Annotated in this window: 20 protein-coding genes; 12 read left to right on the forward strand and 8 right to left on the reverse strand. The window is 24.4% G+C overall.

Features of this window, described 5'->3' with window-relative positions; all coding sequences use genetic code 4:
- Positions 1-1,389 (reverse strand): tRNA uridine-5-carboxymethylaminomethyl(34) synthesis GTPase MnmE, encoded by a 1,389-nt coding sequence (mnmE, locus tag FRW55_RS03465; RefSeq protein WP_146368737.1) that lies wholly within the window; start codon positions 1,387-1,389, stop codon positions 1-3.
- Positions 1,390-1,620: 231 nt separating this feature from the next.
- Between mnmE and FRW55_RS03470 the strand changes: the two genes are divergently transcribed.
- The 3 genes from FRW55_RS03470 to FRW55_RS03480 all read left to right on the forward strand — a co-directional run bounded on the left by FRW55_RS03470 (position 1,621) and on the right by FRW55_RS03480 (position 4,483).
- The gene (locus FRW55_RS03470; RefSeq protein ID WP_146368738.1) at positions 1,621-3,027 is read left to right on the forward strand and encodes a helix-turn-helix domain-containing protein; all 1,407 of its coding nucleotides are present in this window, start codon (positions 1,621-1,623) and stop codon (positions 3,025-3,027) included.
- Positions 3,028-3,155: 128 nt separating this feature from the next.
- A complete protein-coding gene (gene dnaN, locus FRW55_RS03475; protein ID WP_146368739.1) occupies positions 3,156-4,262 on the forward strand; it encodes a DNA polymerase III subunit beta in 1,107 nt (368 codons plus the stop codon).
- Between the two features lie 8 nt (positions 4,263-4,270).
- Positions 4,271-4,483 carry an RNA-binding S4 domain-containing protein gene (locus FRW55_RS03480; protein WP_146368740.1) on the forward strand — a complete coding sequence of 71 codons (213 nt, stop codon included), beginning with the start codon at positions 4,271-4,273 and terminating at the stop codon, positions 4,481-4,483.
- A gap of 100 nt (positions 4,484-4,583) precedes the next feature.
- Here the strand turns inward: FRW55_RS03480 and FRW55_RS03485 are convergent, their stop codons facing one another.
- The 6 genes from FRW55_RS03485 to asnA all read right to left on the reverse strand — a co-directional run bounded on the left by FRW55_RS03485 (position 4,584) and on the right by asnA (position 10,428).
- A complete protein-coding gene (locus tag FRW55_RS03485; RefSeq protein ID WP_146368741.1) occupies positions 4,584-4,853 on the reverse strand; it encodes a hypothetical protein in 270 nt (89 codons plus the stop codon).
- A gap of 9 nt (positions 4,854-4,862) precedes the next feature.
- On the reverse strand, positions 4,863-6,989 hold the full coding sequence (locus tag FRW55_RS03490; protein ID WP_146368742.1) for a transglutaminase domain-containing protein: 2,127 nt from the start codon (positions 6,987-6,989) through the stop codon (positions 4,863-4,865).
- Between the two features lie 92 nt (positions 6,990-7,081).
- Positions 7,082-7,834, reverse strand: coding sequence for a hypothetical protein (locus tag FRW55_RS03495; protein ID WP_146368743.1), 753 nt, complete (start codon positions 7,832-7,834; stop codon positions 7,082-7,084).
- Between the two features lie 155 nt (positions 7,835-7,989).
- Complete coding sequence (locus tag FRW55_RS03500; RefSeq protein WP_146368744.1) at positions 7,990-9,021, reverse strand: coiled-coil domain-containing protein; 1,032 nt, start codon at positions 9,019-9,021, stop codon at positions 7,990-7,992.
- Positions 9,014-9,226 carry a hypothetical protein gene (locus tag FRW55_RS03505; RefSeq protein WP_146368745.1) on the reverse strand — a complete coding sequence of 71 codons (213 nt, stop codon included), beginning with the start codon at positions 9,224-9,226 and terminating at the stop codon, positions 9,014-9,016. Before FRW55_RS03505 ends, FRW55_RS03500 begins: the two co-directional genes overlap by 8 nt.
- Before the next feature lie 221 nt (positions 9,227-9,447).
- Complete coding sequence (gene asnA / locus FRW55_RS03510; RefSeq protein ID WP_146368746.1) at positions 9,448-10,428, reverse strand: aspartate--ammonia ligase; 981 nt, start codon at positions 10,426-10,428, stop codon at positions 9,448-9,450.
- A 65-nt stretch (positions 10,429-10,493) separates the two neighbouring features.
- Between asnA and FRW55_RS03515 the strand changes: the two genes are divergently transcribed.
- Positions 10,494-12,695: an ATP-dependent DNA helicase gene (locus tag FRW55_RS03515; protein ID WP_146368747.1), complete on the forward strand. Its 2,202-nt coding sequence runs from the start codon at positions 10,494-10,496 to the stop codon at positions 12,693-12,695.
- 53 nt (positions 12,696-12,748) lie between these two features.
- On the opposite strand, the gene FRW55_RS03520 is transcribed toward FRW55_RS03515, so the two are convergent.
- On the reverse strand, positions 12,749-14,653 hold the full coding sequence (locus FRW55_RS03520; protein WP_146368748.1) for a M13-type metalloendopeptidase: 1,905 nt from the start codon (positions 14,651-14,653) through the stop codon (positions 12,749-12,751).
- Positions 14,654-14,742: 89 nt separating this feature from the next.
- Here FRW55_RS03520 and FRW55_RS03525 point away from each other — a divergent pair, with 89 nt between their 5' ends.
- The 8 genes from FRW55_RS03525 (at position 14,743) to FRW55_RS03560 (ending at position 25,206) form a co-directional block, all read left to right on the forward strand.
- Entirely contained in the window at positions 14,743-15,543 is an 801-nt protein-coding gene (locus tag FRW55_RS03525; RefSeq protein ID WP_146368749.1) for a TatD family hydrolase, read from the forward strand.
- Positions 15,543-16,319 carry a 16S rRNA (adenine(1518)-N(6)/adenine(1519)-N(6))-dimethyltransferase RsmA gene (gene rsmA, locus FRW55_RS03530; RefSeq protein ID WP_146368750.1) on the forward strand — a complete coding sequence of 259 codons (777 nt, stop codon included), beginning with the start codon at positions 15,543-15,545 and terminating at the stop codon, positions 16,317-16,319. Before FRW55_RS03525 ends, rsmA begins: the two co-directional genes overlap by 1 nt.
- A 103-nt stretch (positions 16,320-16,422) precedes the next feature.
- A complete protein-coding gene (locus FRW55_RS03535) occupies positions 16,423-17,397 on the forward strand; it encodes a ribose-phosphate pyrophosphokinase (protein ID WP_146368751.1) in 975 nt (324 codons plus the stop codon).
- Positions 17,397-18,077 carry a 16S rRNA (guanine(527)-N(7))-methyltransferase RsmG gene (rsmG, locus tag FRW55_RS03540; protein WP_146368752.1) on the forward strand — a complete coding sequence of 227 codons (681 nt, stop codon included), beginning with the start codon at positions 17,397-17,399 and terminating at the stop codon, positions 18,075-18,077. The genes FRW55_RS03535 and rsmG overlap by 1 nt, the downstream gene beginning before the upstream one ends.
- Positions 18,078-18,086: 9 nt before the next feature.
- Positions 18,087-19,994: a M13 family metallopeptidase gene (locus FRW55_RS03545; RefSeq protein WP_146368753.1), complete on the forward strand. Its 1,908-nt coding sequence runs from the start codon at positions 18,087-18,089 to the stop codon at positions 19,992-19,994.
- An 89-nt stretch (positions 19,995-20,083) separates the two neighbouring features.
- Positions 20,084-22,219, forward strand: coding sequence for an ABC transporter ATP-binding protein/permease (locus tag FRW55_RS03550; RefSeq protein ID WP_146368754.1), 2,136 nt, complete (start codon positions 20,084-20,086; stop codon positions 22,217-22,219).
- Positions 22,220-22,418: 199 nt separating this feature from the next.
- Positions 22,419-23,057, forward strand: coding sequence for a hypothetical protein (locus tag FRW55_RS03555; RefSeq protein WP_146368755.1), 639 nt, complete (start codon positions 22,419-22,421; stop codon positions 23,055-23,057).
- Positions 23,050-25,206: an ABC transporter ATP-binding protein/permease gene (locus FRW55_RS03560; protein WP_162848295.1), complete on the forward strand. Its 2,157-nt coding sequence runs from the start codon at positions 23,050-23,052 to the stop codon at positions 25,204-25,206. Before FRW55_RS03555 ends, FRW55_RS03560 begins: the two co-directional genes overlap by 8 nt.
- Positions 25,207-25,373 lie beyond the last annotated feature (167 nt).

A 25,373-nucleotide genomic window follows, 5' to 3' on the forward strand; every position in this document is an offset into this window, starting at 1 on the left:
TTATTTTCCTAGACAGAAATTAGAAAACATCGCATCTAATAAATCTTCTTTGTCAGCAACACCAGTAATCTCTTTTAATGATTCTCAAGCTTTAGTAATATCTACAATAATAACATCAAAAGTCATATCGTAATTAAGACTATTTAAAGCATCGGTTAAGCTATTGAATGCAGCCTGAACTAGAGATAATTGTCTAGTATTTGTTAGCATTATATCACTTTCAATATCTATATCTTTAAACAAATTAATCATTTCATTTTTAAGGTCTTCTATATCTTCTTTTAATGCTGAAATATAGGTTAATTTGTCTATTTTTAAATCTGAAATGATTTTTTCAGTTTCTTCTTTATTGGAGATATCTTTTTTATTTGCAACTGGAATATAAATTTTGTTTAATTCAAATGCTTTTTCTTTTATCATTAAATCGAAATTATCATTTTTTTGTTTAGGGTCCATAACATGTATTAATAAATCAGCTCGTTCAATTTGTTCGAGTGATTTTTTAATACCAATACTTTCAATTTTTTCATCAGTTTCGCGTAGTCCAGCTGTGTCAATTAATTTGAATAAAATTCCGTCTAATTGAATGTTTTCTTCAATAATATCTCTGGTTGTACCAGCAATATCAGTTACAATTGCTTTTTCTTCATTTAATAGTGCATTTAATAAACTACTTTTACCAACATTAGGTTTTCCTAAGATAGCAACCTTTACACCATCAAAAATCAATCTTGAGTTTTGACTTAGTACAACAATTTCTTTAAGTTTTTTAATTAATTCACTTAATTTTTCTTTCATTATTTCATCATCAACTTTTTCAAGGTCATCGTATTCAGGGTAGTCAATGTTTACTTCGCATAAACCTATAAGATATTCGATTTCTTTTATTAAATCATTAATTAATTTTGAAGTATTACCATCAAATTTCTTAATAGCTGCACTAGCTTGTTTTTTTGTTTTAGCCATGATTAAATCATGAACAGCTTCAGCTTTCACCAAATCCATTTTTCCATTTAAGAAAGCACGTCTTGTAAATTCACCTGGTAATGCTAATCTAGCTCCATAACTTAATATTAATTCTAAAATTAAATTAGTTACCAAAATACCACCATGACAATTTATTTCAACTAAAGTGTCGCCTACATAATTATTAAAAATCAAATTGTTTTCAGCATCTAATTTACCTACAAATCACATAACTAAAACTTCATCAATAATATTATTGGATTTATCCAATATGTGTCCATAAGTTATTTCATGATCTTTTCCTATTCTTCCTTTAAAAATGTTTTTCATTATGTTAATTGTTTCAGGTCCACTAATTCTTATTATAGATATTGGTTGATTAACTTTATTTCCAGAACTTATTGCAGCTATAGTATCAAACATATTACTCCTTTTTTATATTTTATAATTATAAATAAATTTTGATTTTTACAACTTTTAATAACATAGTTATAAACAAAAAAAGTATATATTTAAATATATTGTTGATAACTATAAATAAACCCTATTTTATAGTATTATTTTTTGTTAATAAACTAGGTAAAAAATGTTATAAATACACTTTATTAACAATATTTTTTATTTTTTTATTATTTACTTTAAAATTAAATAATAATGGATAATAAATTAGGTTTAAATATTGCAGCAAATAAGAAAAAATTTATTCAATCAGCAAAAGAAAAAATTGATGATAGGATGATTTGAAAAACCTTTCTTGATAATCTTGATTTAGTTGAGTTAGATAATTCGGATTTAGGAATAGTTTTTTCTGTTGATTCTGAAATGGTTAAAATTTTTAGCGACCACTACAAAGATATTATTACTGAAGTTGTTAGTGATTTTTTTGGTTATGGATGCATTTATAAATTTTTAACTCTCGAAGATTTAAAAAATGTTAAAAAGGAAAGAAAAACAACATCCAAGTCCGAAAAAAACAAAAACGAAAAAGAAGATGATTTTATAAAAAATATTAAAGTTGATTTAAAAAATGACACAATTAATGAAAAATATTCTTTATCTAATTATATTGAAAGTGATTTTAATAAAGAAGCTATTAAAGCTTGTATGTTTGCTGTAAACGGAATTAATGAATTTAATCCTATTTATATTTCTTCTCTATCAGGTTTAGGAAAAACTCATTTGCTTAAGGGCGTTCAACTTGAATTCGAAAAAGAAAAGAAAAAAACGATTTATGTAAATCCTGTTGAATTTACTCGTAATATTTCAACATATTTAGCTAAAAATAATCAATTGAAAATTTCAAAATTAATTAGTTTTTATTCCGACTGTGATTTAATACTCTTTGATGATTTTCAAATTTTTGGAGAAGGTAACAAAAAAGCTACAATAAATTTCATTTTTCAAATTATAGACTACAGGATTCAATATGAAAAACCTACAATTATAGCGAGCGAATATCCATTAGAAAAATTAAAAGGTTTATTCGATAATAGAATTATCACTAGGTTAGCATCTGGTTTTCAGAGTCAAATAAAAATACCTTCTGATCATGACTTGAATACTATTTTAGATGCTTTATTAGAAAAAAATGAATTTGATAAAACAAAATTTGATGAAAAAACTAGGGCATTTATTATAAAAAATTTCCAAGCGTCAATAAGATCATTAGAAGGTGCAATAAATAGGATTAAATTTTATAAGAGTGACATATTGAATTCAAATTATATTTATCCTGTTGTTGCTTCAATTTTTAAAGAAGTTATAAAAAATAAAGAAAATATCACACCAGATTTGATAATTGAAGAAGTATGTAAGTATTACAAAATATCAAAAAAAGAAATTATTGGAAAAAAACGCAATAAAAATATTGTAACAGCTAGACATATAGCTATGTGTTTAATAAGGGCTAATCTTAAAATTTCTTTAGAAGAAATTGGTTCTTATTTTAGTAGAGATCATTCAACAGTTACAAATGCTCTTAAAAAGAAAGAAGAAGAAAATTCGAACAGTTTCAAAATGGCTTATAACTATTTGAATAACGAACTTTACAAAATTAAATAACAATTTAATCAACAATGGTTTTTAATTAAAAAGTGATTTTTTTATTGAATAAATAAACATAAAATCGTTTTTTATAAGTTATCAACAAAAAAATCATTATATATTAATTATATCTTTAGGAGATTCAAATGAAATTCACAATTAAAAAAAATATTTTAGATCAAACAATAGAATTCATAAGTAAATACGTAGATTCAATTAATGTTTTTATGCCTTTTCGTTGTGTAAAAATTGATGTTTCTTTTGATAAAATAACTTTTATAGCATCTAATGGTTTAATGTCAACTAAAAAAATATTAAAAGTCGATGAAATTAACATAAAAGTGGAAGTTCCTGGAACTGTGTTAATTAATAACCAATACTTTAAAAATATCATTAAAAAATTAAATAATGAAATATCAGTAGAATCAAATGGTAAAACTATTAAAATTTGAGAAAATGAGATTTCTTATGCATTAAATTGTTTTGATATTGAATTTCCAAATATTGATTTTAAGAAACCGGAAAATAGCTTTGAAATAAACACAAATAAATTGGAAAAAGCTATAAGAAATGTTTCTTTTTCTGCTTCAAGCGAAACAAGTGGAAAAAGTTTAATTTTGAAATGTATTAATTTTTCAAGTAAAAATGATATTTTAAGATTGGTTGCTACAGACACATTTAGACTCTCAACTGAAACAATTAAAATAAATAAACCTATTAACGTTAATTTTTCAATTGAAAGTAAAAATATTAAAAATATGATAACAAAAGAAGCACCAAAGAATGTAATAATGTTTATAGACGAATCTAAAGTGGGAATTGTTTATGAAAATACTATAATTCAATCTTCAATTGTTGATGTTCCTTTCGTTTCTTTTGAAGGTATAATTCCTACTGAATTTAGTAGAAAAATTAGTATTAAAAAATCTGAATTACTTGATTTATTAAATAAAGTTGTTTTTATCCAACAAGAAAAATACAATAGAGTTGAATTCAAAATTAATAAAGATTTATTAACTTTATCAACTAATTTAAGTGATATTGGTCAATCAACTGGTTCCACAACTGAATTTGAATTAATTGGTGATCCTATTGATATTGATTTTAATTATGTTTTTATTAAAGATGCATTAACAGCTTTTGAAAATGATGAAATAAATTTATGTATTAATAAAAATGGTAATATAATGTTAATAGTAAGTAAATCTAATGAAAATAACAAACAAGTAATTACACCTTTAAGAAGATATTAAGGAGACTAATGACAGTAAAAATTTATGGAGATTCGATCAAAGTAAGTCAATTTCTTAAAAAAATTCAAGAAACCAGTACTGGAGGAGAATCTAAAAATTTTCTTAAAGTAAATAAAGTTATTATCAATGGTAATGAAGCTAAAGGACGGAGCACAAAAATCAAACCAGGTGATATTGTTTGAGTGAATGACTCATTATTTAAAATAGAAAGCGAAGAATAGTTGATTAATTCAACTATTTTTTTATAAAAAAGTCTAATAAATAAACTAGGATTTGTGTCCTAGTTTACCTTTTTTAAACCTTGAAGTGCAAACGCTTCTCTTAACAATATTTTACAGTAAAATTTGTAGTTTTTAGATAATCAGCATTTTTACACAAAGGATGTTTAGGTTCAATATCATACGCTATTAAATTTTCACTATTAATTCCTTGTTTCATTAATGAAATCAAAAAGTTTCCTGTTCCTGCACTAGGTTCAATAAATTTAGTAGAACTAAAAAAAAATGATGGTAATAAACTTTTCGCAACACTTACTAAGTTATCTGAAATTAAAGGATTAGTATAGAATTGGTCTAATTTATTTGTTTTCATATTTTCTCCTTATTCTATTACTTGCTTGTATTGCTCTCTTAAAAGTGGAAGCATATTTTCTCATTTAAGTTCATTTTCAGGCTCACTGCTATAATGAGTTGGTAATTCAATATAATTGTGCACATAATTACCATTTTCATCCTTATTTAGATATTTAATAATTGTTGTGATATAGCTTAAAAAATCTAATCTAAACATAGTACGACTTCCACTATCTCTGTTCAGAAATATCTCTTCTAAATTTAACTCACTATTAAAATTACTTCAGCTTTCTTGGTAGTCTGCAAAAGTTAAATCTACACTTACTCATTTATTATCAATAAATACTTCATTTCAAGCGTGTCCCCCGCTGCTTACTAATGGATTTTGTGTATCGCTAAATATATAACCTGTAATTATTCTTACAGGAATATTGAGTAAAGTAAGTGCTAGTGAGAGATTTTGAGAATATCCATAGCATTGAAGCGTTCTATCAGTTTCAAAAAGTGAAGCAGGATTATAAAAATCATTACCGTCAGTATTAAAACTTCTATGTTTTGCATTTTTATACATATACATAACATTACTTGTTATATAAAAAGATAGTGCTAAAATAATTTGTTTTTGATTTCAATTTTTAGTGATAAATTTACTTAATAATTGTTCTCAATTTTTTCGTCAATTAATAAATTGATTTCTTGTTATTTTGATATTTTCATAATTTTCTGAATTGATATAATCATAATCATTTTTTATTAATTTACTAGTAGTTGGATAATCAAAAAGGTTATTAACACTTTCTTTATAAATGAATTCATTTTTTACTTTCAAATCTGAAAGTGAATTTTGTTGTAAATCTGAAAAATAGTTAGGTTGTTCGGTTAATAATTCATAAGTTATAGGACGAGATATAGTTCCTCTTGTATTAATATGACCATAATTTCAAAATAGATCAAAATCGAAATTAATAGGTAATTTATAGTTTTGAGTAATTCAATATTTATGAGTTTGTGAATTGTGTTCTTCTCAATTGTTTCCATAAATTTCTGAAACATAATTAAACATCGCTTTTGAAATATTTTCATCATAATCAGTATCATAATTAGGATAAGGATATTTTCAATCAATTACATTAATATTAAAGTTTTCATAATCTTTAAACTCATTAGCAATAAATTCATTTTTAAAGTCTTTATAGTGATTAAATGCTTTAACATTTTCTAAATTAATTTCACCGATTTTTTCTTCATCATTAATTACTCACAATCACTCATCATAATTTTTTAGTCAACTAATAATATATTCGCTATTTAGTTTAATAAGTCCGTATCTATTATCACGCATATATGGTAATCTTCATTCAATATTTTCAGCATTACCCGGACTTAAAGTGAATTTTTTATCCTTAGTAATAAATCATTGCATAGTATGTTCTTTAAGTCCAAAATCAAAATGATTTTTAAAGTATGTTAATCTTTCAACAATTAAAGGAAAGAAATTACCTTTACTAAAATATTCGATGTAATTTTTAATTGTTTTAGTGATAAAATCATATTCAATATTTTTTATTTCTCTTTCATTAACTACAAAATTATTGTTCATTAATTTTTCATAATCAATTTCTACATTAGCGGATAATTTTAATTCTTTAATTTTATTAACTGTATTAGTTAATGTTGTTAACTTATTTTTAGCATTCTCATTTAAGGTATTTAATGTAATGAAATGATGAATAATAACTCTTAAATTTCGGTATTCTAAACTAATATTTTTTATTAGATTATTCTTAACTATTTCACTATCTATTCAGTTTAATTTTTCAATAAAGTTTTCTTTTAAGTAATTAAAGCATTCTTCCAATGCACTTTTATATAAAGAATTAATTTGATTGATTTTTTCAATATTAAAAATTTGATTATTAATAAATTCGCTAACTTCACTGTTAAAGCGTTTAACAAAACTTAACTCATTTAATTTAGTATTAAGATATAAAGCATCATTAAAGTTTATGTATTTGTTTCTTAAATCAATAACTTCAGCTTTTTCATCAAAATCTTTATCTTTTTGTTTTACTGCTTGAGTTGTATTAAAGCAACCAGTAGCACTTAAACTACTAGCTAGAGAAATTAAAGTTAAAATTTTTAATCACTTTTTCATAATTAAATTATATCATAATATTACTTTTATATAAATTTTATATATAAAATTTATATAAAGATAAGATAAGCAAGAAAAAACACCCTAAGGTGTTATTCTTCTCAGCTAATTTCTAAAATTGTTATTATGTTCATTCCTTTAAAAATATCTAAATTTCCTGTTATTGTAGTATTGTAATTAGACGGTTTTGAAACATTTTTACTTTCCATAGTTCATTTGTTAGTAGCTTCTAATGATTTTGATGAAAATGTAAAAGGAATATCAAAACTTAAATATTGACTTTCAATTCTTCAGTTTCATTTTTGATTTTCTTTAGTGTAAGTATCAATATAAGTTATTCCATATCCATTAGCATGACTTCCATTTGGTGTTTTAGTAATCGAAGTTCAATTCAAATCAAAATTTGCACTTGACCTTGCACCTAGTGTAGTACTTCCCATTCAACCACTACTTCCTTTAGTTAAATTAATTTCCTTTTGATGTCCATTAATTAGTAATTTCATTTTTGCACTTTTAGCACTTTCTGGTATTCTAACTTTTTCTTTGATACCGTTTCTTAAAATGAATTTATTAGATACTTTACCAGAATCACTTGTATAGATATTTCCTAGTGTTGCTCCTGTTCCATTATATTTAAATCATTGTGGAACTAATCTAGTTTCTAAAGAATGTGTTTCATTATATTTTCAGCTATTAATAAGTGTAGATGCTTCATTAGTAAGAGTATATTTTGGATACTCTTCAGTAAGTAAATCATATCCAATTATTACACTTTTATTACTATTAACTGGACTTGGAAGCGGAGCAGGTGGAATAGGTTGAACAGGATTTGGTGTATCTTCCAATTGTCTTTTTAAATCTTCAATATCTTTTTCAAGTTTTATTATTTTTGCTTCCTTTTGAGCGATTGTACTATTCGCACTAGCTAATTCACTCTTTAACCTATCTCTTTCATTTTTTACAGTTCTTAATTGACTGTTTAAACTACTTACTTGTGAACTTAAACTGTTTTATCTCTTTTTAAACTTTCAATTTCTGCTTCTAATTGACTATTCGAACCACCTTGTTCTCTAAGTTGTCTTTCTAAATCTTTAATTCTTAAGTCTTTTTCTGCTATTTGTTTTTGATAATTTGCTTCTTCAGTTTTAAATTCATTAGTTTTAGTTTCTAATTCAGCAGTTTTTAAACTTAAATTTTGTTCTAAAGTTTGCTTCGTTAAAGTTAATTCATTAATTCTCTCTTTATTTTCACTGTTTTCTAAACTTAAACTACTTAATTCAGAATTTACGGTATTTAACTGATTTGTTAACTCATCAATTTCAGTATTTAATTCACTAATTTTTTGTGCTAAATTAATTACCATTGCTTCTAGTGGTAAAACACGAATATTTTTGTAAGTTTCAATAATATTTTGTATTGAATCAATTGCACTATAAAGTTTATTCTGATTTTCACTTACATTTTCACTATCAATACTTTCACTTATTAATTGATTTAAAATATCTAATTGAGTGTGTAAATTTTGTGCTACTTCATTTAATTCATCTAAATTTTCTTGTTCTAAACTAGAAATTAAATTGCTTAAAAGTTCCTTAGTGTGAATTAAAGTATCATTAAAATTATTTTGAATTAAACTTTCTAAATTAGTTATATTTTCTTTAGCAGTATTTAATTCACTGTTTAAGGTATCGATTTGATTATTAGCAGCTTGAATTTTTGCTTGTAATTCAGCATTTTCATCCATAGCTTGTTTATATTTAGCTACTTCATTGTTGTAATTTATTCAATTTTCAAGGTTTTTATTGAAAAGTGCTTCATAATCTCTATTATTTAATGCTTCAATTAGTTTAGTAAAAGTTTTGTTTTTAATTGGAAAACTTTCAATATTAATGGTACTAAAATCATCAATATTTTTAGTTTTTATTGCTTTTTCATAATCACTTTTTGCTTCATCTAAAGTTTTTAACGCTTTATTAGAATAGTCATTAATTTCGTTAATTAGTGAATATGCTTCATTACGCATACTATTCATCAATATTTTTAGTTTTTATTGCTTTTTCATAATCACTTTTTGCTTCATCTAAAGTTTTTAACGCTTTATTAGAATAGTCATTAATTTCGTTAATTAGTGAATATGCTTCATTACGCATACTATTAGCAAATGGTTCTGAACTATAACTACTATAATCTCGATTAACAAATTTATATGCTTGTAGTTGATTTGCATAATTAATCACTCTCCTGGTTTAATTATGCATAATTCATATGAATTCATTTTAAATTTAAGGGTTAAAAGAGAAACGGTGTTTAGTTTTGATTAGTTCTCTTTTTTATTTTAAACTGATTTAAATTAAAAAGCACAAACACAAATATGTTTGCACTTGAAAGTATAATCAAGGACTAGGACTTGTGTCCTAGTTTATTAATCTCTTCTAATTTGTTTCATTTATATTTATAATTATAGAAATTCAATATTATTTTTGTCAAAGAAGTCATTGTTTTGTTCATCTCATAATGATACTTGAACTTCTGCAATATGTTTTTTCTCTAATAAAAACATTGATAAACGGCTTTGTCCGATTCCTCCTCCGATAGTGAAAGGAAGTTGATTGTTCAAAATCATTTGATGATACTCTTTCATAAATTCATCAGATTTATTTAATTTGTGTTTTTGATTTAATAATGATTTTTTATCAACTCTTATCCCCATAGAACTAATTTCTATGCAGTCATCATTTATTTTGTCATAAAACAATAAATCCCCATTTAATGTTCAATCATCATAATCAAAAGCTCTTTTTGAATGTTCTAAACCATCTTCTAATTTATCACCAATACCATATACAAAAACAGCACCATGTAATTTAACAATTGCTCTTTCTCTTTCTTCGGGTGTTAAATTAGGATATAAATTGTAAAGTTCAGTCGAAGAAATGAATTTAACACTTTTAGGCAACTTTTCTTTTAATTCAACATATTCAATGTTAAGTTTTCTTTCTGTGTGTAATATAGATTTATAAATTTTTCTTACGATATTAAATAAAAATTCTAAATTTCTATCCGATTCATTGATTATCATTTCTCAATCTCATTGGTCTACGTATAATGAATGTTTATTATCCAAATCTTCTTCTCTACGAATAGCATTCATATCCGTTCAAATACCTTCATAAGTATCGAAATTATATTTTTTAAGAGCCATTCTTTTTCATTTTGCTAATGAATGAACAATTTCTATATCTTGGTCTATTGTTTTAGCTTTAAAAATTACTGGTTTTTCACCATTTAAACCATCATTAATTTTATTGTTTGAAAATACAAATAATGGAGCTGAAACTCTTGTCAAATTTAGATTTTTATGCAATTCTTTAGTGAAAGTAAATTTTAGTAATTCAATAGCTTTTTGTGTGTTTTTAATATTCAATTTTGATTTATACATAACTAAATTTTACTAAAAATTGAAAATAATAACTTTATTTACAAAATAGTTTAAAATAAAAAATTATGATTAATTTGACAGGTAAATTTATCAAGTATATAATCAAGCATGAAGGAGGAAATTATGCTCTTTTAACTTTTAAATCTTTTGTAGATGGAAAAGTAGCTGATAATTATACAATTTACTGTACAAAAAACATTCCAGAGCTTAATAAAACATATTCGATTTGAGTTGAAAAAAACCAAAAATATGAAGGTAGATATACCCTTATTAAGTTTGAAAAAATACTAAATGAATCTTATGAGATTTATAATTTTTTAGCAGATAATAATGTAAATAAAATAACAATTAAACATTTAAAAGACACTTATGCTGAAAATTTATTTACTTTATTTCAAGAAGAAAATCCAGTACTAATTAGTGATTTAAGAAATAATTTTTCAGGAATTTATGATTTACTGAAATCAAATTTAGAATTATTAAACGAAGAAAAAATATTTGAAGAAAATGGATTGAGTGCATTAACTGATTACATTAAAGAAAAAATTTTTCACAACCCAAACGCAATATTAAAAGATGAATTTGTAAAAATAAACCCCTATAAATTAGTTTATGATTATCCTATTCCTATTGTGAAATTAGATGAATTAGTCAGACTTTTAGAAATAAAAAGTTCTGATGAATTGATTAATCTTGATTTAGAAAGAGTTTGTGCTTACATTTATTCATTGATAATTTATGAACAACAAAGAAATAATGATACTTTTTATGAGTTAGAAAGAATTTATAAAAGAAGTAAAAATTACGCTTCGTTTGATATTCCGGTTTTTAATGACGCCTTAGATTACGGAATAAATAAAAAATATTTTTTAGTTGAACAAATCGATTCAAAAATTTATATTTCTCTAACTTCAACCAAAGATGAAGAAGAATCTATTAGTGAAATAATAAGCAAAATAAACAGTTCGGAATTATTAAAAATTGAAGTTAATAATCAATATTTAAATGAACTAGACGAATCCCAAAAGAAAGCTTTTGCAAATGTATGAGATAGTAATATAACAATCATTTCTGGTGCACCAGGAACAGGAAAAACATTTTTAATTGCAAAAATTATAGAGAATTTAAAACATAATAAATTAACAGATGAGAATAAAGTTGTTGTTTTAGCACCAACAGGTAGAGCTGCATCAAATGTTAGTTTAAAAGCTAAGGTTAAGTGTAAAACAATTCATAGCTACTTAAAGATCGATGAAGATGACGCTGATATTTCGGCAAATATCGATGATTTAAATCAAAAAGAAATTTTAATTATTGATGAATTCTCAATGGTAAACCAAAAAATATTTTATAAATTGTTATATAACTCAAAAAATTTAAAGAAGATTATTTTAATTGGTGATATAAACCAACTTCCATCAATTTCTTGTGGTAATTTATTAAAAGATTTTATTGACTCTAAAGTAATAACAACTTGTTTTTTAAATCTTAATCATAGAAGTGAATACAAAGAAATTCCTGAACATTTTAATACAATTATTAATTCAAATAAAAACCCATTATTTGATCAAGAAGTGGTAAAAATAATAGAATCTGATAGCGAAGATTTTAATCAAAAAGTTGTTGAACAGTATGTTAAAAAAGTAAAAGAATTTTCAATAGATAATGTTGTTATTTTAATACCAACATATAAAACAGAATTTGGTATCAATGAAATAAATAATTTAATTCAAACTAAAATAAATCCTAAAGGTAAGGTTGTTACACAAACAACAAGTCTTCAAACGAAAATAGAATTTAGAATTGGTGATAAGGTAATCCAGACTGAAAATAGATATGAAGATAACGTTTTTAATGGTGATATCGGCTATATAACCAAAGTAGAAAAAGGAACTAAAAAAAACGGTGAAGATTCAAAATATGGAAAGAAAATTACCGTTGAATTTAATTCATTAGATGGTGAAGTTAAAAAAGTCACATATAACGAAAGTGTTTTTAAATCTCAAATCAATCTTGCTTATGCTATAACTATTCATAAATTTCAAGGTAGTGAATCTGAATGTGTGATTTTCCCATTTAATCCTGCTTATGATTTTATGTTAAATAAAAAACTAATTTATACAGCTGTTTCAAGAGCTCGTAAAAATTTAATTATTATTGGTGATTATAATTATTACATTAATAAAGTTGTTGAAGAAAGAGAAAAAGAAATCAAAGTTAACACAAAGATGAAAAACCTTTTAATAAAAGGTTTTAGAATAAGATAAATGCAATTAATTTTGCATTTTTATATTAAAAAAAGTGCAATAACGCACTTTAATTATCAAATTTCTAGCATTTCTTCTTTAGGAAGATACATTTTGTCATTTTCTGTAATATCAAATTCTTCTTGGAATTCTGCTGAATTCATTAAATGAACATTAGCTCTTAATTTAGCTGGAGCGTGAACGTCTACACTTAAAAGAAGTTTGATGTATTCGTCGCTTGATTTAAATCTTCAAATTCTTGCTCATGATTCAAAGAAATCTCTTCTATTAAAATCACTTCTTCTGCTTGCGGCTTCATAAGCACATTGGAAACCACCACAGTCAGCAATATTTTCTGAAGCTGTTAAAGTACCGTTACACTTTTGTTCACTGATAACTTCTCTTCCATCGAATAATCTAATAATATGTTCGATTTTTTTATTAAATTTTGCTAAATCATTTTCTGTTCATCAATTATTTAAATTACCATCTGAATCGAATTGTGAACCATTGTTATCAAAAGCATGAGATATTTCATGAGCTATAACAGCACCGATTCCACCAAAATTAGCGGCTGAACTGTTTTTTGGTGAGTAGAATGGGTATGAAAGAATAGCAGCAGGGAAAACAATGTGATTCTTCATTGGGTTGTAATATGCGTTAACTGTTGCAGGCGACATACTTCAATATTTTGGATTTGTTTCTTCTAAATATTTTTTAAATGAGAATTTATTTCTAACTGCATTTAATTCAAAAATATTTTCAACAAGAGATTTATTTTCATCGATAAATAAATGATCATAAACAGGTTGAAGTTCTTCAGGATAAGCAACCATATATTCAATTTTGCTTAATTTTTCTAAAGCTTTTTCAATTGTTTTTCTTTCAAGTCAACTATTTGATTCAAGTCTCTCTTTGTAAACTTGAATCATTTCTTCGATCATTTTTTCCACTTCCTTTTTATTTTCTTCACCAAAATATGTTTTAGCATAGTAAATACCAAAAGGAATTGAATAATAAGCTAGGGCTGAATTTACAGAATATTTAAGTAAAGATTTTGCTTCTTTTGTTCCACTTAAAAATCTACTAAATTCTCCAGAAATGATTCTTGATTCTTCATCTAAATATGGCGCAACTTTTAACAAGTTAAAGATAAATAAAGCTGATTTATAGTATTTAAAGTTATTTTCGTTAAAAATATCTTTAAATACTGAAAAAATTTTTTCGTTAGGAAAAATTACTTTATCGATAGGTTTGTTTTCAACTAATTCTGAAGCATATTTAATTAAATCAAAACCAATAAAGTATTTTTTAATTTCTTCTTGATTTAATGGGTTGTAAAGTTTTGTATATTGTGCCATTTCAACACTGTTTTTCGAAGATTCAACTAATAATGAATCAAATTTAATTGCATCGTATAAAAGTTTTTCACTTTCTTCTTCAGTTTTTCCATATTTAATCAACAATTTTTTAACCATTGATTTTCATGCATTTAATTTTTTATCTCTATTTTCCACATCTTCATAATCAGTTTTATCTGGAAGAATTAGTCCAGGAGTTTCAGCTCACAAGACATTTATTTTACTGTTTTTCATGTCTTCGGCAACACCAAAATCAACAGGTAAGTAAGTGAAATCTCTTTGAAACTCAATGAATTTTTTATTTAATTCATCAAATGATTTTAACTCTTCGATTTTAGATAAAATTTTATGTGCTGGTTTATATGAATCTTGTGCTCTTTGATCAACGTTGTAAAATTTTCTAAATAATTTTATATATTCTTTAATGTATTTGTTATCAGGCATTTCTTTTGAACCATCAGCAAAACCCAATGTTAAATCAATAATTAATTTTTCGATGGCTAAATCTAATTCTCCAAAACCAGAAATAGAAGGTCTATCTGAAGGGATTTGTGTTTTTTCAAGTCATTCTTGATTTATATGATTGAAAAAATCATTTTTTAAACTATTTTTATTCATTTTTCTCCTTAATATAATTTATAACATTTATATTTTAAATTAAATAAGCAATAAATTACATAAAAATATTTTTTTATTATAATAAACACATGAGTAAAAAAAGAAGTAAATTTGTAGATGCACATTGTCACTTAACAAATAGTTCATATTTATTAGAACACATCGATATGATTATTGAACAAGCGATATCAAATAATATTGAATTTTTAGTTGTTAATGGTGGACACGAAAAAGAAAATTTACAGATATTAAAGTTGATCGAAAGATACAAACAGTTAAATATTTTAGTACCAGCCATCGGTATTCATCCTGAAGATGGAAAAGATGAGAACGATTATTTAAGAGTTGAATCATTAATTAATGATTCTATTAAAGCTATTGGTGAAATCGGTTTGGATTATTATTACGAAGATGGTCCAACTCGTGAAAATCAAATAAAAAGCATGGAAGGACAATTAAAATTAGCTAAAAAATTTAATTTGCCAGTTGTAATCCATATCAGAGATAAAGAAGATTGCGATCAGGCTTATCAAGACGTTTATGATCTAATGAAAAAATACAAAGTTAAATTTATGTTACATACCTATAGCGGAACTGTTGAATGAGCCGAAAAATTTAAAGAATTAGATGCATATTTTAGTTTTAGTGGAACTGTAACTTTTGCTTCAAATCAGAATGCTAGAAATGTAATAAAAATTGTTCCATTGAATAGAATTTTAGTTGAAACTGATAGTCCATACTTAAGACCACACCCGTATGTTGATGAAAAAAATGAACCAAATAAAGTTTTATTTGTGTCTTATTATATTGGTGGTTTATTAGAAATGGGTATGGATAAATTTGTATCAATTGTTAATAAAAACTTAAGAGAGTTGTTTAATATTAAGTAATGAAAAAAGAAGTATATGCTAAAAAGAAGTTTGGTCAAAATTTTTTAATTGATCAAAATATTATTAAAAAAATAATTGATGTTTCACAACCAAAAAATAAAAATATTATTGAAATAGGTCCAGGCCGTGGAGCACTAACAAAAATACTTGTTAAAGAAGCAAATAAACTAGATTGTTTTGAAATTGATCCGGACATGGTTGAAATTTTAAAAAAGGAAATCCATGATGATAATTTCACACTTAACCAAATGGATTTTCTTGAGGCTGATTTACAAAAATATAAAAATTACGATGTTATTGCTAACATTCCATACTACATTACAACCGATATACTTTTTAAAATTTTTGATCAAGTAGAAAACTTTAATAGTGCTATTTTGATGGTTCAAAAAGAAGTTGCTCAAAGAATTATTGCTAAAAAAAATTCACCTGATTATTCAAAACTTTCACTAACTTGTCAATATTTAGCTGATTGTAAATTAGAATTTATTGTAAAAGCAAATTCATTTAACCCAGCTCCAAAAGTTGATTCAGCAATAATTTCATTAAAGTTTAAGAAGAATATGAAAAACTACTCTGAATTAAAAGAATTCTTTAAACTTTGTTTTTTAGCAAGAAGAAAAAAATTAACTTATTCTTTAACAAATAAATTTTCAACAAATGCAATAAAAAAAGCATATGAAAAATTAAACATTGATGAAAATATTAGAATTCAGCAACTAGATTTAGAGGAAATTGTAAAGCTATATCAATATTTAACAGAGTTTCAAAATTAGAATGTGTTAAACATTCTTTTTTTATTAAAAAAAGATCAACAAATCAAACCTTTAGATTTTTTTATATTATAATTAAGTAAAAATTATAAAAAAGGTGGAGAAAATGAAAAAGAAAGATGTGATGCTTTTTGGTCTCGATAAGTCTAAGACTTTAGCAAATAAAGTATCTGAAATTTTAAATATTCCTTTAACAGGAATTACCAAAACAGTTTACGCTGATGGTGAAATAATGATGGTTGCTGATGAAACAGTAAGAGGAAAAGATGTTTACATTATTGCAAACACTTCTAGACCTGTTAATGACAACATCATGGAATTATCTTTATTTTTAGATTCTTTAAAAAGAGCTAGTGCTAGATCAATTACTGTTTGTTTAAGTTATTATGGTTATGCAAGACAAGATAGAAAAGCTGCAGGAAGACAACCTATTGGAGCTAAATTAGTTGCAGACTTTTTACAAAAAGCAGGTGCAACAAAATTAATTTGTGTTGACTTACACAACCCTTCAATTCAAGGATTTTTTGATATTCCAATCGACGATTTAAGAGGACAATATCCTTTGGCCAAAGCTTTAGTAGCTAGAAATGAGAAATTTACAGTTGTATCTCCAGACCATGGTGGAACTGTTAGAGCAAGAAAGTTGGCTGAGTTGATTGCTAACACAGTAAGAATTAGTATTATTGATAAAAGAAGAACTGGTGTAAATCAAACTGAGGTCATGGGTCTTATTGGAAACATAGAAGATCAAAATGCAGTTATTATTGATGATATTATAGACACAGGTGGAACAATATTAAAAGCCGTTGACGCATTAAAAGAAAACGGAGCTAAAAAAATTATTGTTATGGCTAGTCATGGAATTTTTTCTAAAGGTTTTGATGCTTTTGAACAAAATCCTAATGTTGAAAAAGTTATTATTACTGACTCAATTGATAACTATGAATTAGCTAAAAAATACACAAAACTTGAAATTGTAAGTTTAGGTGAATTTTTGGCTGGTGTTATTGAATCATCGATCGAAGGAAAAAGTATTTCAGATTTATACACAAAATTCAAAAGGAATATTAAAAAAATATAATGACAAATAAAGAAATTGTTATTAATTATTGTAAAAACAATAATTATGATTTTTCTTCACTTGAAAAATATGTTAATTTTATAGAAGAAAAGAACAAAGTAATGAATTTAACTGGTTTTTACGACGATAAATTGTGAGGAGAAGGAATTTATGAATCTCTGATGTACATGGAAGAAGTTTGTAAAAATCAAGAAAATATTGAAATTTTAGATATTGGTGCTGGAGTAGGTTTTCCATCAATTCCTTTTGTTTTATTAAATAGTAAAAATAAACTAACAATTTACGAACCCATTCAAAAAAGAGTTAATTTTTTAAATGAAGTTATAACAATGTTTAATATTAAAGATAGAGTTAAAGTTATTAGAACCCGTTCAGAAGAAGTTTTAGAAAAAAATATTTTCGATTTAATAGTTGCCAGAGCTGTGGCTGATGTTAGAAGTATGCTTATGAGTTCATTCCATTTATTAAAAATAAACGGAAATATGTCTTTGATCAAAGGACAAAATTACTCATCTGAAATAGAAAATGCTGAAGATATTTTAAAAAAACTTAAATATAACATTAATGTTAAGAAATTAGAAATTAAAAATACCGAAAAACACAACTTTATTGTTGAAATAACTAAATTGAGAAGCACACCAAAAGAATTCCCATATAAATGAAAAGACATAAAAAAATAGGAGAAATATATGAGTGATAAATTATTGAAAAATGATTTCTTTACATATGTAAATCAAGATTGATTAAGAAATACTCCAATTCCTTCTGATAGAAGTGAAATAAGTTCGTATTCACAAAAAAGTCTTGAAATCGATGAAGAGTTAAGAAAATTAATGACAAATTGAGCTGGAAACGAAAAATTAATTCCTAATGAATATAAAATTAAAGAAATGGTTAATTTTTACAAAATGCTTATTGATGTTGAAAATAGAGAAAAAACAGCATGAAAAAGCATAAAAAATGAAGTTGATTTAATTTTAAGTATCAATAATTACGATGAAATTTATAAAAAAATCAATGAATTTGAAGAAATTTTAGCTTTCACACCTTTACAATTAAGTATTTCTGAAGATTTTATAAACAATAAAATTTACACTATATGAGCAAATGATTATAGAGGTTTATTACCTTCTAAAGAATATTATGAAGATGAAGAAAAGAAAACAAAGATACTAAATGCTGTTAAAAATGTTGCTTCAAAATTAATGAAGTTATATGGTTTTGATGATAAAAAAATTGAAAATATAATTTCTCAAGCTTTTGAATTTGATCAATTAGCTGCTCAATTCATGAAATCAAGCGAAGAAAAGGCAGATACAGCTAAATATTACAATCCTTATAAAATAGATGACTTTGTTAAAATTTTTAATAATTTTAATGTTAAAGATTACATTTTATATGCAATTAAAGAATTGCCAGATCAAATTATTGTTGAAAATCCAAAATATATTAATAACTATAAAAATATCTACAATCAAGAGAATTTTGAAAAATTTAAATCACTTATTTTAGTTAAAAATTTCTTATTCTACGGTTCATTTTTAACTGAAGAAACTAGAAAAATTTCTTTTGAATTAACTGAAGTTCTTACTGGTGCTAAAGAAAATAAAAGTCTCGAAAAGTGAGCATACTATTTAACATTATCATACTTCGGTGAAGTTTTTAGTTTATATTATGGTAAGAAAAACTTTAGTGACGAAGCTAAAGAAGATGTCAAAAAAATGGTTTACAAAATAATTGATGTATACAAAAATAGACTAAAACAAAATACATGATTGTCAAGTGACACAATTAAAATGGCAATTAAAAAGCTGGAAAAAATTCAACCAATGGTTGGTTATCCAGATTATATTGAAAAATATTTTGATGAGTTTAATGTAATAAGTTTCGAAGAAAATGGAGATTTACTAAGTAATTTTAGATATTTGGATAAAGTTGTTACAAGATTTGAATATTCAAAATATAATCAAAATGTTGATGAAAATATTTGACATATGGGTTCGTATGAAGTGAATGCTTATTTCAATCCATTTTCTAATAGAATAGTTTTTCCAGCGGGTTATTTACAAGCTCCATTTTATGATTATAATGCTTCAAGTGGTAAAAATTATGGTGGTTTAGGTATGACAATAGGTCATGAAATTTCTCATGCCTTTGACAATAATGGTGCACAGTTTGATGAAAATGGTAGTTTCAATAATTGATGAACTGATCAAGATTATGAAAATTTTAAAACCAAAACGAAAAAAATGATTGAATTGTTTGATAATTATGATACTGAATTTGGAAAAGTTAATGGAAAGCTTACAGTTTCTGAAAATATAGCTGATAATGGAGGAATTATTTCAGCCTTAATTGCTGGTTCAAGTGAAAAAGATTTTAACCTTGATGATTTCTTTAAAAATTACGCATATTGCGAAAGAGGTTATGCAAATAAAGAACATTCAATTAGAAGATTATTAACAGATGTTCACTCACCTGCTAAAGAAAGAGTCAATCTACAACTAAAAAATATTAAGGAATTCCAAGAATTTTACAATATAGAAGAAGGTGATGAATTATTTTCTAAAAAAGATGATATTTTTGAAATATGATAATATAAATGACGTATTTTATAAAAAATCCATATAAATATACGTCTTTTTTATTTTTACGATTAAAATAATTTATATTACAAGGAGAAATTTTGATTGAATTAAAAAATATAAGTAAGAAATTTAATGATCAAGTTATCTTTGAGAATTTAAATTTAAGATTTCCTAAAAATAGGATGATCTTCATTACTGGCAGATCAGGTAGTGGTAAAACAACACTATTAAATTTAATTTTAGGGATTGAAAATTCAGATTCTGGTGAAATTTATATTGGAGATGAAAAAATAAAACTTAAAGAATACTTGAAAAAAAACAAAATCGACTGTGTTTTTCAAAGTTATAATTTAGTTGAAAATATCTCAGCAATGGATAATATTTTAATCGCTAATCAAATAATTGATAGAGATATAGCCAAAACTGAAATAGTAGAATTAGCTAAAAAATTAGATATTTCTGAGGAAATATTAAATAAAGAAGTAAGTAAATTAAGCGGTGGTCAAAAACAAAGAATAGCAATTTTGAGATCAATAACTAGAGATTCTGAAATTATTTTATGTGATGAACCAACAGGAAATTTAGATCAAAATAATAGCGATGAAGTTTTTAAGATTTTAGCTAGTTTAAAGTCTAATAAAACAATAATTATAATTACTCATGATGTCAAATCAGCTAAGTGTTATGGCGATTATATTTATGATTTAGAAAAAAATGTTTTAGTAAATAATGAAGTTAACGAAATACAAAATACATTAATCACTAATAAAATTGAAGTTAAAATAAAAAATTCAAAATTAAAACCAACACTAAAATTAGTATGGTCGGACTACAAAAAGAAATTTGTATTATTTATTTTACTAATATTATCATTTGTTTTTTCTACTTTACTTATTTCAACTTCAAATAATTTAATACATATCAATGAAAATATGGTGCAATCTAATGTTAATAAAGCTAATTTAGATCAATTTAACTTAGTCAAGAAAAATAAAGCAGTATTTACTAAAGAAGAAATTGAAAACATAACGAATAATTTTAATATAAATAGAGTTGTAGAAGAATACAAATTTAATGAGCAGTATTATTTAGTTAGTTATAATGATAAAAAAACAGTAATAAATAATTTAGAAATTGAAGGTTATGATAATATAGAGTCGAAAAGAAATGAAGTTCAAACATATTCAAACAAAGAAATTAAATTTTTGAAAGAAAATGAAATTATATTAAGTGGTAATATATTAGATAAATTTAAAATAAAACCAGAGGAAATAATAGGAAGCAAAATCAACATTTATAATTATGAATTTAGCGTTGTTGACATAAATTATTTAAGAACTACGGATAATAAATTTATACTAAGTTTTATAAATCCTAATACTAAATTAAAATTAGTTGAAGATAATTTTTTTGATAATGAAAGTTACATATTAAATTACAATGTCGACAATAAAAAGACACAGGCAACATTTACAAATTTAATAAATGATAATGACTTAAAAATTATAGATGGTAGAAAAGTTAATAGTAGTAGTGAAATATTAATTTCATCATCAATCTACAATTCAAATATTAAATTAAATTTTGAGTATTTATTGCAAACGGAAAATAAAAACACTTATGTTAAAGTTGTTGGAGTTTTTGATTCAGAACAAAAAGCAATAGCAGGATCAGATGAATTCATAAAAAATATTAATAAAGCACAACCTAATTTTCTAAAAATTTATAGCGATGACTCAGAAATAAATAAAAAAATTCAAAATATTAATTACTTATATGAGATTTTCAAACCCTCAACCCAATTTTTAGAAAAAATATTACAAAATTCTTTAGGACTTCATACAACTCTTAAATATGTTTCTTTATCAATTTCTTTAATATCGTTTTTGATTTTGATTATAACTGGAAAAATGTTAAATGATTCTAAAACTAAAGAAATAGGAATATTTAAAGTACTAGGAGCCAAAACTTTTGTATGCATGTTATATCATATAACATCTCTTATTGTAATTTTATTAATAGCAGGTATAATAAGTTTTTCACTTTATTATCCAATTCATTTATGGGTTTCTAGTTATATACAACTTATGGAGTTTCAAGTTAACATTGATTGAGTTTACAATTTCAAAGTGGTATCGATTACCTGAATTTCATTAACCATTCTTTCTATACTAATTTATACTATAATTTCTTTCAAAAAAATTAATGAAAAAACTTCGAATTTATTAAAATAGTTCTAGAAGAAAAGAATATAAAAATCTTAAAAAACATTCATATACTTTAAATAGTGTTTTTTTTATTTTTAAAATAAATCAAATGAAATTTTATATTCTTGCATTTCTTCCTTATGTATTTGTGTTAATAAAATTTGTAGTAATACTGAACATTTTTTGATACTTATGTAAATAAATAAAAATATTTGATGGAGAAAAAATGAAAAAAATTATAAAAGGCTTATTATTTTCATCTACAATTGTTGCAATTGGTGTACCAACCGTAGTAGCAATTGGGTTAAATTCAAAACAAGCTAAAGCTTGAACTGTGGATACTTCTAATATTTCTACTAATAAATATGCATATAAACGCGTTAATGGATTAGATTTATTTGTTGCAAATGAAGGAACAGTAGAAGTATCGCACAATTGATTTGTTCCTGATAAAGCATACTGGGATGGAAAATCATGATCTAATGTTGTAAAAGATAAGAAACCATACCAAATCCCTTACATTGCTATGACAAACAATTATTGAATTGATTACTGAGGAATTCATGGAGCAACTTTTTCAGGTGGAATAAGCGCTGGAACAAGTGGAGTAAATGCTTCTTTAGGTGGTTCTGTTTCAATATCAAAATCTGATAAAAGTTATGAAGAAACACTTACAACAACAAGCAGTGAACGAATAAAAAATGAATATAATGTTTCTGCTAAATTTTCAAGTTGAATCGATGGTTCTGTAAATATCAAAACACTTTTTAAATTGAATAATTCATATTATGTTTCGGTAGATACTGAAGTTAGTTCTATAAATAAAAATATTTATAATAGTTTTGAAGGTTCGCATTTTGATTAATATTAAAAACTTAAGTAAAAAATATGAAAACCAATATGTAATAAAAAATCTAAATGTAGAATTTGAGAAAAATAAATTAATTTTCATTACAGGTAGGTCAGGTTGCGGTAAGTCAACTTTGCTTAATATAATTGGTGGGTTGGAAAAATGTGATTCTGGTGAGATATTATTTGGTAATAACGAAGTAGATTTTGAAAATAAAAAAGAAGAAATAAAGATAGATTATGTTTTTCAAAATTTTAATCTAATTGAGAATTTAAGTGGTTTACAAAATATTTTAATTTCAAATCAAATTATAAATAGAGAAGTTGATGTATCTGATATATATGAAATCGCAAAAGTGCTTAATATTTCCAAAAAAACTTTAAATAAAAAAGTGTCAAAACTAAGTGGTGGAGAAAAGCAAAGGATTGCGATCATACGTTCATTATCTAGAGGATCTGACATTTTACTTTGTGATGAACCAACTGGAAATTTAGATGCTAAAAATAGTGATGAGATCTTTAATTTACTTTCAAAATTAAAAGATTCTAAAACTATTATTGTAGTTTCCCACGATCTTGAGTCTGCAAAAAAATATGGTGATTATATCTTTGATATGGAAACAAAAATGGTGATGGAAAATAAATTACCCTCAGTGGATAAAAAACCAGTCGTTAATGTTAAAAGTCATAAGACAAAATTTAGCAAATATAAACCAATTTTAAGTTTAACTTGATCTGATTTTAAGAGAAAATGATTACTATTTTTATTAGTGCTTTTAACATTTGTAACAACATGCATATCAACAAGTACAGCTGTTAACTTAACACAAAAAACTTTTAATATAAATTCATCATATAAAAATCAAATTGAGCAAAATATTTACGAAGTTGAAACAAAACACCACTCAAGTTATATTACCAACTATGATTTAGAACATATTAATGAAAAAGGTTTTGATTACATTTCACAAAATTACATAACACGAATTCCATATTATTATATTAATGGTGAAAAAACGTTTCTTGAAGATATATTTTTTGTAGATAATGGTGAATATTTATCAAATAATATTTGAATTAATTCAAATAAAAAAATTCCATTTTTAAATGATAATGAAATTATTTTAGGAAAAGATATTGTAGATAAATTAAAAATAGAAGATCCTATAGGCAAGAAATTTGAAATACTTATATCAAAAAATGATGAAGAAATTAAACAAGAATTTACAATAATTGGAATTAATGAAAATATTAATGTTAGAGATATTTATCACACATATTTAAATAAAAATGTTTCATTGAATTGAAGTTATGACATTGCAAAAATATTTAGTAAAGATGTTTATCTTGAAAATATAACATTGAATGGAAAACCAACACCCACATTGGACTCGACTAAGATACAAAAAGTCTTACCTCAAAATGACAATATTAAAATTTTAGATGGTCGACATATAGAAAATTATGACGAAATTTTAATTCCATCCAGTGATGTTTATGCGGATAAAAAATATCTCAACGAATATTTTAATATTGGTGGAATTCATAGAGGTTTTTATGTAAAAGTTGTCGGGATATACGAAAACGATAGTGACGAAATAATGATTTCCAATGATTTATATAATATAAAAAATGAAAATGTATTCAAGTCTATTAATATTTATACAGATGATAAAATCAAAATAAAAGAGTTAGAAAAAGAAGGTTATAGGATTGTTAATTACACAGATGAAGCTATAGCTAAAATTGTAAGTAGTCAAAATTCTACATCAATTATTTTAGCCTATATTTCTTTTGCTTTATCTTTCTTATCATTGCTCTTCATAACTGTTTTTAGCTTTATGAGTATTCATTCAAAACGTAAAATAATTGGAATATTAAAAATCTATGGTGCAAAACCTTTTCAAAGTTTAATGTACCATATTTCAAGCATCGTTATATTAATGATATTAACATTAATTGTTTCCTTAATTTTTGTTCAACCCATTCAATTTTTACTATATTCAAATATGAATAGTTTTGCTAAAATAACACCTATTGTCACTGAGGTATATGCAAAAACCTTGATTACATGGATAATAATTTTTAGTCTTACCATTTTTATATATACATCAATTTCCCTTAGTACTTTTTTTAAAAAAAGCTTGCTTTTATTAAGAGGTTAATGTCTAAAATACAGAATTGGTCTGTATTTTTATATTTATTTGATTATTTTGTAAGATCCATAAAAATAAAATGCTCATCGCTTATTACAGAGAATTAAATATATTAAATCAAAGTGTTTGAATGTCTTAACAAATTTTGTTTTATTTTATTTTTGATCCATACCTGT

Source organism: Mycoplasma anserisalpingitidis, from assembly GCF_007859615.1.
In the GTDB taxonomy this organism is placed as follows: Bacteria; Bacillota_I; Bacilli_A; order Mycoplasmatales; family Metamycoplasmataceae; genus Mycoplasmopsis; species Mycoplasmopsis anserisalpingitidis.